Genomic DNA, 12079 nt, shown 5'->3' with positions numbered 1-12079 from the left:
GCAGCAGGGCTTTGCCGCTTTCCAGGATGCGCAGTGCGATTACATCATAGCCTTCGGCGGCGGCAGCCCGATCGACACCGCCAAAGCGATTAAAATTCTCACCGCCAATCCTGGCCCGTCTACCGCTTATTCCGGCGTCGGCAAAGTGCTCAACCCCGGCGTGCCGCTGGTGGCCATCAACACCACCGCAGGTACGGCGGCAGAGATGACCAGCAATGCGGTGATCATCGACTCTGCCCGTCAGGTCAAAGAGGTGATTATCGACCCGAACATCATCCCGGATATCGCCGTGGATGACGTCAGCGTGATGCTCGATATTCCGGCCTCCGTCACCGCCGCCACCGGGATGGACGCCCTGACCCACGCCATCGAAGCCTATGTCTCCGTCGGCGCTCACCCCCTCACCGATGCCAACGCGCTGGAGGCGATTCGCCTGATTGCCCACTGGCTACCGGAGGCGGTCGACAACGGACATAACCTGGAGGCGCGCGAGCAGATGGCCTACGGCCAGTATCTGGCAGGTATGGCCTTTAACAGCGCCGGACTGGGACTGGTGCATGCCCTGGCCCACCAGCCGGGCGCCACGCACAACCTGCCGCACGGCGTGTGCAACGCCATCCTGCTGCCGATCATCGAAAACTTTAACCGCCCGAACGCCGTGGAACGCTTTGCCCGCGTGGCCCAGGCGATGGGCGTGGATACCCGCGAGATGAGCGACGAAGCGGCCAGCATGGCGGCGATCAACGCCATTCGCACCCTGAGCAGTCGCGTCGGTATTCCATCCGGCTTCAGCAAGCTGGGCGTCACCAAAGCCGACATCGAAGGCTGGCTCGACAAAGCCCTCGCCGACCCCTGCGCCCCCTGCAACCCACGCAGCGCCAGCCGCGACGAGGTGCGCGAACTCTATCTGGAGGCATTATGATCCGCAAAGCCTTTGTGATGCAGGTAAACCCTGACGCACATGAGGAGTATGAACGTCGCCACAACCCCATCTGGCCCGAGCTGGAAGCGGTGCTGAAAGACCATGGCGCCCACCATTACGCCATTTATCTGGATAAGACCCGCGACCTGCTGTTTGCCACGGTGGAGATCGAATCGGAAGAGCGCTGGAACGCGGTGGCGAACACCGATGTCTGCCAGCGTTGGTGGAAATATATGGGGGAGGTGATGCCCGCTAACCCGGACAACAGCCCGGTGAGCACCGGGCTGAAAGAGGTGTTTTACCTGGCCTGATGTGTTAACGCTGCCGCGCTCGCGGCAGCGATCTCCCGCTTACTGCTCAACGTAAACGCCGACAACACCGTCATCGCCAGCACAAAACAGCCCAGCATCAGGTAGGTATCCTGGAAGCCGATCCGGTCATACATATTCCCGGCAAAGGCGGAGAGAAAAATCGCCGCCAGCTGTTTGGCGAAGTTGAAGCCAATCAGGTAGATGGTTGCGGACAGCCGGGTATCGAACACCCCCGTGATGTACTTGAACGCCCCCACCAGCAGGAACGGGACTTCCAGCGCGTGGAGCATCTTCAGGGCCACCACTTCGACGGCGGTGGTGGCAAATGACGAACCGATAATACGCGTCGCCATGATCACCCCGGCAATCAGCAGCGTATTTTTCGCGCCAATGCGGTTTATGATCCACGGCGAGCAGAACATGATGATAGCGTTGCAAATCTCTCCGGCAGTGGTCGCAAAACCGAACGCACGCGTGCCCTCCTCCGGCGTGGCGAAGAAGGTTTTAAAGAAGGTGGCGAACTGCTGATCGAAGACGTCATAGACGCAGGCCACGCCAATCACGTACAAAATAAACATCCACATTTTGCGCTGGCGGAACAGGTTGATGACGGTTTTGACGGTGATCTGCGGCTGGTTTGCGCCAAGGGCGTTCATCACCTGCGCGGTCTGGTTCGGCTTCGGTTTAGCCACCACCAGCAGCAGCATCAGGACCAGCGCCGCGGCGGAGCCCATCCAGAAGACATACGACGGATCGATGCCAAACAGGATGCCGCCCGTCGAGGCGCACAGCCCCCAGCCGAGGCAGCCAAACATGCGCGCCTTGCCGTACTCAAAGAAGCTGTTGCGGCTTACGCGCTCAATATAGGCCTCAATGGCACCCGATCCCGCCGAAAAGACAAAGCCGATATAGACCCCACCGCTTAACGCCCCGAGCCAGATGTTGGTCTTCAGCAGCGGGGCGAAGACGTAGAGGAAAAAGGGCGCGAAGAGAAACAGCAGGACCGCGATGATCCACAGCAGATGTTTTTTCAGCCCCAGCTTGTCCGACACCACCCCCAGCACCGGCTGGAACGAGATGGCAAACAGCGAGATGCAGGAGAAGACGATCCCGGTATGGGTTTTATTCAGACCAATGATATCCGACAGCCAGATCGGCAGGAACGGAAAGCAGGTGGCCATGATGAAGAAGTAGAGAAAGAAGAACGACCCGAAGATCCAGAAGTTCGGATTGTCTTTATGGGTACAGGCAGTCGTGTTCATTATTTTTATCCTCAACTCAGGGCCGGTTGCCCGGCCCGTTACCCTTATACGCGTTCAACGCCAATCAGAATGGCGGTTTCCGGATCCAGAACCGGCAGGGCCAGCCCCGCCTGCATCAACCATTCGCCGCTCACCGTTTGCGGCGCCTCCATCCAGGCCGGCAGCTTGCGCATGGTGTGCCCTCCCTCCCCGGTCAGGCGGATATTGGGGTGATCGAGCAGCGTGATGCGATACCGGGCGTTGGCCGCCAGCCCCGGCATACGCAGCGGCATCATCAGGGTGTAGTCCGGCATCGCCATCTGGCTGACAATAAACAGCCCCTGACGCTGATCCGCGCTCACAATTCCCTGCGCCAGGGTGGTGCTGTCCGGCATATCCACCCGCCACTGGGTGCCGTGGTGGATCACCTCGCGCCACTGCTTATGCAGGGCCGCGTAGTGCCGGTAGCCTTCGCGCTCCTGCTCATCCACGGCGAGGGGATCCAGCTCCAGCCCCATATGGCCGAACAGGGCCGTCAGGCCCCGGAAGGCGATGCTGTGCTGGCGGAACGTGGCGTGACATTTATGATGACCGATGTGCGCGCCCATCACCTCCGGCGGGAAGAAGTAGCTCATGCCACGCTGGATAGTATTACGTTCCAGCGCGTCGTTGTTATCCGAGGCCCAGAAGCGATGGCAGCGGGTCAGCACTTCATAGTCAATACGCCCGCCACCCGAGGAGCAGGATTCAAACTCCACGTGCGGGAAGCGCTCGCCCAGGATATCCAGCAGGCGGTAGAACTGGCGGGTCTGGGCATCGGCCGCGGCCTTACCGTTATGGCCCGGCTGCACCAGCTCGCGGTTCATGTCCCACTTCACATAGTCAACCTGATGCTCACCCAGCAGCCAGCTCATGCGCTCCAGCAGGTAGTCGAAAGCGGCAGGAATGTTGAGGTTCAGCACCCACTGGTGGCGGCCGGTGGCCTGTTCATACCCCGGCAGGGCCAGCACCCAGTCCGGGTGGGCGCGACAGAGATCGGAGTTCGGGTTAATCATCTCTGGCTCAACCCAGATGCCAAACTCCATCCCGAGATCTTTGACGTGGTTGATCACCGGCGTCAGGCCGTTGGGGTATTTCTGCTCGTCGAGATACCAGTCCCCCAGCGCGGCATGGTCGTCGTTGCGGCCTTTGAACCAGCCGTCGTCGATGATAAAGCGCTCCACCCCCAGCGAGGCCGCTTCATCCGCCATCCGCATGATGTATTCCGGGTCGTGGTTAAAGTAGATCCCCTCCCAGGTGTTGAGATGCACCGGGCGCGGTTTGTTCTCCGGAAAGCGGATGATGTTGGCGCGCAGATAGCGGTGGAACTGCTGGCTCATGCCGTTCAGCCCGTGCGCGGAGTAGCTGGCATAAAGGCGTGGCGTCCACAGGGTTTTCCCCTCCTCCACCGCCATTTCCCCCGGCAGGTAGAGCGCTTCGGCCTGCAGATAACGGCGGCCATCGGTTTTGGCCTCCGCGCGCAGGCGGTGGTTGCCGCTCCAGCCCAGATGCACGCCCCAGACGTCACCCTGCATTTCGCTAAAGCCCGGCGTGCCGCCGATCAGCGCCGGGAAATGCTCGTGCGAGCTGCGGCCCCGGCGGTTTTCAATCACAAAGCTGTCGTGCTCCAGCAGCAGGCGATGCGGCTGAAATTCGCGGATCCAGCGGCCATGAAAGGCCATCACTTCGCGGGCACGCTCCGCCAGCGGCAGGGTGACAGCCAGACGCTCCACCTGCCACGGCTGGCTTTTGAGGTTAGTCAGGCCGTGACGAACCGCCAGCACGCCGCTGTCATCAAGGGCTATCTCGCTGGTCAGACGCAGGCCAGCGATCTCATCTTCGGCGGTGAGGGTCAGACTTTGCCCCTGCTGCGCGACTGCCACGGTCCGAAACCGTGGCGAACCATCCAGACCCTGACGGTGGCCTTCAATGCCCGGCGCGCCAAACAGGCCGTGGGCAAGCTCCGCCATCAGCGTCACCGGCGAGTCAACGTCAAGCCGGCCGTTAGCAATCGGGCGGGAAAGCGTGGCCGCATCTTGCGGCGAAAAGTGGCGAAGGTGTGGCCCCCAGTAAAGAATTTCGGCGAACGGATGAGTTTTGATCACCACATCCACCGTTTCGCTCGCGAGTCGTAAAATAGCCTCTTGCATCGGACATCTCCTGTCATCGGGATATCCTGAGTGTTGATCCGAAACGTTTCGGATACAAACCAAAACGTTTCGGATTTGTGATCGGGTTTAGAAATTAGGGAGAATTATGCCGTCTGTCCCGGCGAGAATTCCGGTTGCCATAACACCTGAAGCTGGCTTATTTCGCTGCCATTAATCAGTTGCAGCACCATATCGGCGATCTGCTTACCCACGCCCTGACGGGTGGACTGGATCACCGCCGCCACGTCGATATCGACAATGCTGTCCTGCGGCAGGCCGTCATACACCACCAGCGACACGGCATGCTCGCCGGTTAAGCGTCCCATCTGCGCCAGCGCCATCGCCGCACCATCGCCGTGAGTGTTGCAATCGGTGACGATCGCTGTCGGGGGCGCATCCAGCGCCAGCAGTTGTTGGGTAGTGGTATAGCCTGCGCGGCGTGAAGGCGGCATGGTGCGCAGCCATTCGCTGGAGAGTCCGGCCTCTTTCAGGGCATCGAGATAGCCCTGACGGCGCTGAGTGATAAAAGCCTGATTGTGGCTTTCGCCCAGGTACGCGATGCGTTGATGCCCGCGCGCAATCAGATGCTGGGTGGCAGTATGCGTGCCCGCATAGTTATCAAAGTCGAACCAGGCATAGGGCTTTGGCAGATGGCTGCGCCCGAGCGCCAGGAAGGGGAACCCGGCGGCCTGCAACTGCTCCAGACGCGGATCGTTATCCAGCGTATGGGCCACAATCAGCGCATCCACACGACGGCTCTGCACCATCCGCATATAGCTGTGTTTATCTGCCAGATCGTCATCGGCAATGAGCAGTAAGTCGATCTCATGACGCGCTAATTGGTGGCTAATTTCGCCGACCATGTCCATAAAGACGCTGTTATTGAGCGGAACGGGATGAACCGGAAAGACCAGCCCCACGGCGTCGATCTTGCCCATCTTCAGACGCCGGGCAAAGGTATTCGGGCGATAGCCGCGCCGCTGCGCTTCAGCCTCCACGCGGGCCCGCGTCTCGCTGGAAACGTCATAATAGCCGTTGAGGGCGCGGCTTACCGTCGTTACCGACAGTCCCAGTTCTTTAGCAATGGCTTTAAGCGACATGATTATCCGTGTCTTTGGGTTAGTTTTGTTCCGCCACCATGAGCGCATACGTATCGGGCTCAAGGGCTTTGAAGAGATGCGGCTGGTCGGCAGGATAGCAAATATAGTCCCCTGGCCCCAGCTCCTCGGGCGATTCGGTCAGGCCAATCAGCGCCCGCCCCTTCATCACAATAATATGCTCAACCGAACCCGGCGGGTGCGGATGGGAGATACGGTCCGCGCCGGGCTGGGCCATCAAAATATAGATATCGCGTCGGGCGCCCGGCGGGCATGCCGCCAGTAAAATGGCCTCATAGTTTGCCTGTTCCGCCACCACTTTTGTGCCTTCACCCAGGCGGATCACCTGGGTGGCAGGCTGCTGCGGTTCAAGCAGGCGGGCAAACGGAATATCCAGCGCCACACAGAGCGACCATAACGTTTCGAGGCTGGGGTTGCCGTTACCGGACTCCAGCTGGGAGAGCGTGGATTTGGCGATCCCGGCACGGCGGGCGATCTCCGCCAGTGAAAGCCCGGTCCGCGTGCGCTCTCGCACCAGACTTTTGGCGATCACGCTAATTGGCTGCGTCATAAAACGATCTCATACACGGTTAAAACGAACGAATCGTTCATCTTGATAAACGATCTTATTGCGTTCATTATAATGGATACTCGTTCGATATGGCTAAATTTGTATGAAGCACACGTTCTCTTGTCTCAATGGCGACACGGTCAAAGCCATCATCCTGGTCTGTCTGGCGGTGGGCGTCGTGGGGATGTCCTACGGCTCGCTGGCGATGGCGTACGGTTTTCCGCTGTGGGTGCCGTTTGTTCTCTCCATTTCGGTGCTGGCGGGCGCCTCGGAATTTATGTTTATCGGCATTGTCGCCAGCGGCGGTAATCCCCTTGCCGCGGCCGCCGCCGGGCTGCTGGTCAATGCCCGCCACGTACCGTTTGGCGTAACGGTGCGTGAGCTGGTGGGCAAACCCGGCGCCAGCTTGCTGGGCTGTCACATTATGAATGACGAAAGCGTGGTCTTTGGCCTGTCGCAAAAAACGCCGGAACAGCGTAAAGCCGCCTACTGGCTCTGCGGCCTGGGGGTGGCCATCATCTGGCCGCTGGGCACCCTGCTGGGGGCGATGGTCGGCAAACTGCTGCCGGAGCCGGAGACCATCGGGCTGGATGCGGTCTTCCCGGCCATTTTGCTGGCCTTAGTCGTGCCCGCCTTTAAAAACCGCACCACGCTGATTCGCGCCTGTAGCGGGGCGGCGTTGTCCCTGGCCGCGGTGCCGTTTGCGCCGGTGGGCCTGCCGGTGCTGCTCTCCCTGCTTGGTCTCGCGGCGAGGAAGAAATAATGGAAAATATGACCGTCTTTATTCTCGGCATCGCCCTGCTTTCTGCAGGAACCTATCTGATGCGTCTCGGCGGGGCGAAACTGGGCAGCCGGTTAGCCCTCTCTGAACGTTCGCAGGCGCTGCTCTCGGATGCGGCAACGGTATTGCTCTTTTCCGTGGCGCTGGCGACCACCTTCTATGAAGGGGAACATTTCGCCGGGATGGCGCGGGTGCTGGGTGTGGCCTTTGCGGTGTTCCTCGCCTGGCGCAAGGTACCGTTGATTTTCGTGATTGTCGCGGCGGCGGTGGTGACGGCGCTATTACGTCTGGCGGGCATAAACTAAAAAAGCGCCCCGGGGGCGCTCTTTCGACAGATGCTGTGTGCTTATTTGTTCAGTTCAGCGGTCATGTGTACACGGTTACCGGAGAAGGCCTGAGTAATGGTGTAAGAGGAGGCGCCTGCCTGCTGAGCCTGAGCGGCAATTTTCGCTTCAGCGCCTTCAATGGTGCTGGCGGAGGCGGTGACGGACTGGGCAGCGAAAGAACCGAAAGAAGTAGCCAGAGCGATAACAGCGACAAAAGTTTTGATGCTTTTCATGATAGTGCCCCTTTCAATAAGTTGTTGGTGTAAGGCGCCGTGCCTTGATGTGATAAATAGTAGTCCTCATCACCAACAACTGATAGCGGAAGGATTTGCTTACTTCATTCAAAATTACTGATCAACAATCAAACGCTGCGGATGGGTATAGACCGTGGCTCTTCCCGGCTTGCAGAATCCCACCAGCGTCAGGTTGCAACGCTCTGCCACCTCAACCGCCAGCGTGGTGGCTGCGGATACCGCAAAGAGGATCTCTACGCCGCACATAGCGGCCTTCTGCACCATCTCATAGCTGGCGCGGCTGGAGACAAGCGCAGCGCCCTGCTGCCAGACGTCTCTTTCCCCGGCCCGACGGCCCAACAGTTTATCCAGCGCCACATGTCGCCCGACGTCCTCATGCCCGCCCGCAATCTCGCCGTTCGGTAATACCCAGGCGGCGGCATGGGTACATCCGCTTAGCTGCCCGATGGGCTGCACGTCGTTGAGATGCGCCAGCGCCCGATCGAGGTGGGCCAGGTTAAAGCGCTGGGTGAACGGCAGCGGCACCACGGGCTTGCCAATATCGTTAAGCTGCTCCACGCCACAGACGCCGCAGCCGGTGCGTCCGGCCAGCGCGCGGCGGCGCTCTTTGAGGGCCATAAAACGACGGCTGGAGAGCTCAATCTGCACTTCGAGACCATTGCAAACGGATATCACCTCCATGCCGTAGATCTCACGCGGGTGCTCAATGATGCCTTCAGACAGCGAAAAGCCGATGGCAAACAGCGCCAAATCTTTGGGGGAGGCCATCATTACCACATGGGAGATACCGTTATAAACCAGCGCGACGGGCACCTCTTCCGCCAGAAAATCGGGAGTCGGGAGGCTAATCTGAGGGGGTCTGTGTACCCGGCGTTCTGCCACACCGGCAGGCAGTGACGTAAGGTGGGTATCACCATTTTGTTTCAACACAACGCATTTCCTGAGCAACCACGTGGGGAGGCCTGCTATTGCACCATACTTTTCCGGCCTGGCGCATAGTATGGATCAATTTTTACCGCTCTGTCCGCGCAACTTTACCTGAGGGACAAACCCGACGCATGAACAGGTTTGTAACAGTTCGGGGGCATCATGTGATCAATATCACATTTTATAATCATCACCGTGATAATACGTTCACTTTGTTTTAACGCCGTTGGAACAAGCGTACCGACATTGTGGTATTCTGGCATACCCCTCGTGGAAATGAGGGTTTAACGCAAATTTTCAACTTTGCGGTCAAAAAATCAACCGTGAAGTAAAACAATAATGACCCCAAATAATTCGCGCAGGCGTGAAGAGTGAAGGGTAGCAATGTCGAAACAAGGAGTGACCATGCAGGTCAGCAGAAGGCAGTTCTTTAAGATCTGCGCTGGCGGTATGGCAGGCACCACGGCAGCAGCGCTGGGCTTTGCGCCCGGCGTCGCGCTGGCGGAAACGCGGCAGTATAAACTGCTGCGCACCCGCGAAACCCGTAATACCTGTACATACTGCTCCGTCGGCTGTGGGCTGTTAATGTATAGCCTCGGCGACGGCGCGAAAAACGCCAAAGCATCTATTTTCCATATTGAAGGGGACCCGGATCATCCGGTTAACCGCGGCGCGCTCTGCCCGAAAGGGGCCGGTCTGGTGGACTTTATTCACTCCGAAAGCCGCCTGAAATATCCTGAGTATCGTGCGCCAGGTTCAGATAAATGGCAGCAAATCAGCTGGGAAGAGGCATTTGACCGCATCGCCACACTGATTAAAAAAGATCGCGATGCCAACTTTATTGCCCAGAATGCAGATGGCGTAACGGTAAACCGCTGGCTCTCCACCGGCATGCTGTGCGCCTCGGCCTCCAGCAACGAAACCGGCTATTTAACCCAGAAATTTACGCGCGCACTCGGTATGCTCGCGGTCGACAACCAGGCGCGTGTCTGACACGGACCAACGGTAGCAAGTCTTGCTCCAACATTTGGTCGCGGTGCGATGACCAACCACTGGGTCGACATCAAAAACGCCAACCTTATTGTGGTGATGGGCGGTAACGCCGCTGAAGCGCACCCTGTTGGGTTCCGCTGGGCGATGGAAGCCAAAATCCACAACGGTGCGAAACTGATTGTGATCGATCCCCGCTTTACGCGTACAGCGTCGGTGGCGGATTTCTACACCCCTATTCGTTCAGGTACTGACATCACTTTCCTGTCAGGCGTACTGCTGTACCTGATGACTAACGAAAAATATAACCGCGAATACACCGAAGCCTATACCAACGCCAGCCTGATCGTGCGTGAGGATTACCACTTCGAAGATGGCCTGTTCAGCGGTTATGACGCCGAAAAACGCAAGTACGACAAGACCAGCTGGAACTACGAGCTGGACGAGAATGGCTTTGCGAAGCGCGACACCACCCTGCAACACCCGCGCTGCGTGTGGAACCTGCTGAAAGAGCACGTTTCCCGCTATACGCCGGAGGTTGTCGAAAACATCTGCGGGACGCCGAAAGCGGACTTCCTGAAGGTGTGCGAGATGATCGCTGAAACCAGCGTTCACGATAAAACCGCCTCGTTCCTGTACGCGCTCGGCTGGACGCAACACTCCATCGGCGCGCAGAACATCCGCACCATGGCGATGGTTCAGCTGCTGCTCGGCAACATGGGGATGGCAGGCGGCGGCGTGAACGCCCTGCGCGGCCACTCCAACATTCAGGGTCTGACCGACCTCGGCCTGCTGTCGCAAAGCCTGACGGGTTACATGAACCTGCCAAGTGAGAAACAGACCGATCTCCAAACCTACCTGACGGCCAGCACGCCAAAACCGCTGCTTGAAGGTCAGGTGAACTACTGGAGCAACTATCCGAAGTTCTTCGTCTCGATGATGAAAGCCTTCTTCGGTGACAAGGCGAAGGCGGAAAACAGCTGGGGCTTTGACTGGCTGCCGAAGTGGGACAAAGGCTACGACGTTCTGCAGTACTTCGAGATGATGCACCAGGGCCAGGTCAACGGCTATATCTGCCAGGGCTTTAACCCGGTTGCCTCGTTCCCGAACAAGAACAAGGTTGTGGCATCCCTGTCGAAACTGAAGTTCCTGGTCACCATTGACCCGCTCAATACCGAGACCTCGACCTTCTGGCAGAACCACGGCGAATCGAACGACGTCGATCCGTCGACGATTCAGACCGAAGTGTTCCGCCTGCCGTCCACCTGCTTCGCGGAAGAGAACGGCTCTATCGTTAACTCCGGCCGCTGGCTGCAGTGGCACTGGAAGGGTGCAGACGCCCCGGGCATCGCCATGAACGACGGCGAGATCCTGGCCGGTATCTTCTTACGTCTGCGTAAGATGTACGCGGCTGAAGGCGGCGCGAACCCGGAACCGGTGCTGAACATGACCTGGAACTACTCGACGCCGGAGAACCCATCCCCGGAAGAGGTGGCGATGGAGAGCAACGGTAAGGCGCTGGCAGACGTTATCGACCCGGCCACCGGGGCGGTGCTGGCGAAGAAAGGCGATCAGCTGAGTACCTTTGCCCATCTGCGCGACGACGGAACCACCTCCAGCGGCTGCTGGATCTTTGCCGGTAGCTGGACGCCGAAAGGCAACCAGATGGCTAACCGCGATAACGCCGACCCGTCGGGCCTCGGCAATACGCTGGGCTGGGCATGGTCGTGGCCGCTGAACCGCCGCATTCTCTATAACCGTGCCTCTGCTGACCCGCAGGGCAACCCGTGGGATCCGAAGCGTCAGCTGCTGAAGTGGGACGGCGCGAAGTGGGGCGGCGTGGATATTCCGGACTACAGCACCGCGCCTCCGGGCAGCGATGTCGGGCCGTTTATCATGCAGCCTGAAGGGATGGGACGCCTGTTTGCTATCGATAAGATGGCGGAAGGGCCATTCCCGGAACACTACGAGCCGTTTGAGACGCCGCTGGGCACTAACCCGCTGCACCCGAACGTGGTCTCTAACCCGGCCGCCCGTATCTTTAAGAGCGATTTCGAGGCGTTGGGCAAAAAAGACAAGTTCCCGTATGTGGGCACCACCTACCGTCTGACCGAGCACTTCCACTACTGGACCAAGCACGCGCTGCTGAACGCCATCGCGCAGCCGGAGCAGTTTGTGGAGATCGGCGAGAAGCTGGCGAACAAGCTCGGCATCGCCCATGGCGACACCGTGAAGGTCTCCTCTAACCGCGGCTACATCAAGGCCAAGGCAGTGGTGACCAAGCGTATTCGCACGCTGAACGTTCACGGTCAGGAGGTGGATACCATCGGTATTCCGATTCACTGGGGTTATGAGGGCGTGGCGAAGAAAGGGTTTATTGCCAACACCCTGACGCCGTTCGTCGGCGATGCGAACACGCAGACGCCGGAGTTTAAGGCCTTCCTCGTGAACGTGGAAAAGGTGTAACGGA

At 59.0% G+C, this 12079-nt stretch carries 11 protein-coding genes; 5 read left to right on the top strand and 6 right to left on the bottom strand.

Features of this window, described 5'->3' with window-relative positions; all coding sequences use genetic code 11:
* The coding region (locus WFM46_RS09875) for an iron-containing alcohol dehydrogenase (protein WP_336997555.1) at positions 1–922 on the top strand (922 nt) is incomplete at its 5' end.
* A complete protein-coding gene (gene rhaM, locus WFM46_RS09870; protein WP_336997554.1) occupies positions 919–1233 on the top strand; it encodes an L-rhamnose mutarotase in 315 nt (104 codons plus the stop codon). The genes WFM46_RS09875 and rhaM, both read left to right, overlap by 4 nt.
* On the opposite strand, the gene WFM46_RS09865 is transcribed toward rhaM, so the two are convergent.
* The 4 genes from WFM46_RS09865 to WFM46_RS09850 all read right to left on the bottom strand — a co-directional run bounded on the left by WFM46_RS09865 (position 1221) and on the right by WFM46_RS09850 (position 6331).
* Positions 1221–2495 (bottom strand): MFS transporter, encoded by a 1275-nt coding sequence (locus tag WFM46_RS09865; RefSeq protein ID WP_336997553.1) that lies wholly within the window; start codon positions 2493–2495, stop codon positions 1221–1223. The two genes, rhaM and WFM46_RS09865, sit on opposite strands and share 13 nt — an antisense overlap.
* Positions 2496–2539: 44 nt before the next feature.
* Complete coding sequence (locus tag WFM46_RS09860; protein ID WP_336997552.1) at positions 2540–4663, bottom strand: alpha-galactosidase; 2124 nt, start codon at positions 4661–4663, stop codon at positions 2540–2542.
* Positions 4664–4767: 104 nt separating this feature from the next.
* Positions 4768–5763 (bottom strand): LacI family DNA-binding transcriptional regulator, encoded by a 996-nt coding sequence (locus WFM46_RS09855; RefSeq protein WP_103177539.1) that lies wholly within the window; start codon positions 5761–5763, stop codon positions 4768–4770.
* Positions 5764–5782: 19 nt separating this feature from the next.
* On the bottom strand, positions 5783–6331 hold the full coding sequence (locus WFM46_RS09850) for a helix-turn-helix domain-containing protein (protein ID WP_103177540.1): 549 nt from the start codon (positions 6329–6331) through the stop codon (positions 5783–5785).
* Between the two features lie 103 nt (positions 6332–6434).
* Here WFM46_RS09850 and WFM46_RS09845 point away from each other — a divergent pair, with 103 nt between their 5' ends.
* Together WFM46_RS09845 and WFM46_RS09840 are read left to right on the top strand one after the other, a co-directional pair.
* Positions 6435–7094 (top strand): AzlC family ABC transporter permease, encoded by a 660-nt coding sequence (locus WFM46_RS09845; protein ID WP_336997551.1) that lies wholly within the window; start codon positions 6435–6437, stop codon positions 7092–7094.
* Positions 7094–7417 carry an AzlD domain-containing protein gene (locus tag WFM46_RS09840; protein ID WP_103825275.1) on the top strand — a complete coding sequence of 108 codons (324 nt, stop codon included), beginning with the start codon at positions 7094–7096 and terminating at the stop codon, positions 7415–7417. The genes WFM46_RS09845 and WFM46_RS09840 overlap by 1 nt, the downstream gene beginning before the upstream one ends.
* Positions 7418–7458: 41 nt before the next feature.
* On the opposite strand, the gene WFM46_RS09835 is transcribed toward WFM46_RS09840, so the two are convergent.
* Both WFM46_RS09835 and fdhD read right to left on the bottom strand, forming a co-directional pair.
* Positions 7459–7671, bottom strand: coding sequence for a YdgH/BhsA/McbA-like domain containing protein (locus WFM46_RS09835; RefSeq protein WP_336997550.1), 213 nt, complete (start codon positions 7669–7671; stop codon positions 7459–7461).
* A gap of 114 nt (positions 7672–7785) precedes the next feature.
* A complete protein-coding gene (fdhD, locus tag WFM46_RS09830) occupies positions 7786–8622 on the bottom strand; it encodes a formate dehydrogenase accessory sulfurtransferase FdhD (protein WP_336997549.1) in 837 nt (278 codons plus the stop codon).
* 402 nt (positions 8623–9024) lie between these two features.
* Here fdhD and fdnG point away from each other — a divergent pair, with 402 nt between their 5' ends.
* Positions 9025–12075, top strand: coding sequence for a formate dehydrogenase-N subunit alpha (gene fdnG, locus WFM46_RS09825; RefSeq protein ID WP_336997548.1), 3051 nt, complete (start codon positions 9025–9027; stop codon positions 12073–12075).
* Positions 12076–12079: the final 4 nt, after the last annotated feature.

Source organism: Leclercia sp. M50, assembly GCF_037150775.1.
Classification (GTDB): Bacteria; Pseudomonadota; Gammaproteobacteria; order Enterobacterales; family Enterobacteriaceae; genus Enterobacter.
This window is presented reverse-complemented; position numbering and strand designations above follow the sequence as displayed.

Coding starts and splice junctions, on each gene's coding strand:
- rhaM (WP_336997554.1), top strand. CDS start 919: ATGATCCGCAAAGCCTTTGTGATGCAGGTAAACCCTGACGCACATGAG.
- WFM46_RS09865 (WP_336997553.1), bottom strand. CDS start 2,495: ATGAACACGACTGCCTGTACCCATAAAGACAATCCGAACTTCTGGATC.
- WFM46_RS09860 (WP_336997552.1), bottom strand. CDS start 4,663: ATGCAAGAGGCTATTTTACGACTCGCGAGCGAAACGGTGGATGTGGTG.
- WFM46_RS09855 (WP_103177539.1), bottom strand. CDS start 5,763: ATGTCGCTTAAAGCCATTGCTAAAGAACTGGGACTGTCGGTAACGACG.
- WFM46_RS09850 (WP_103177540.1), bottom strand. CDS start 6,331: ATGACGCAGCCAATTAGCGTGATCGCCAAAAGTCTGGTGCGAGAGCGC.
- WFM46_RS09845 (WP_336997551.1), top strand. CDS start 6,435: ATGAAGCACACGTTCTCTTGTCTCAATGGCGACACGGTCAAAGCCATC.
- WFM46_RS09840 (WP_103825275.1), top strand. CDS start 7,094: ATGGAAAATATGACCGTCTTTATTCTCGGCATCGCCCTGCTTTCTGCA.
- WFM46_RS09835 (WP_336997550.1), bottom strand. CDS start 7,671: ATGAAAAGCATCAAAACTTTTGTCGCTGTTATCGCTCTGGCTACTTCT.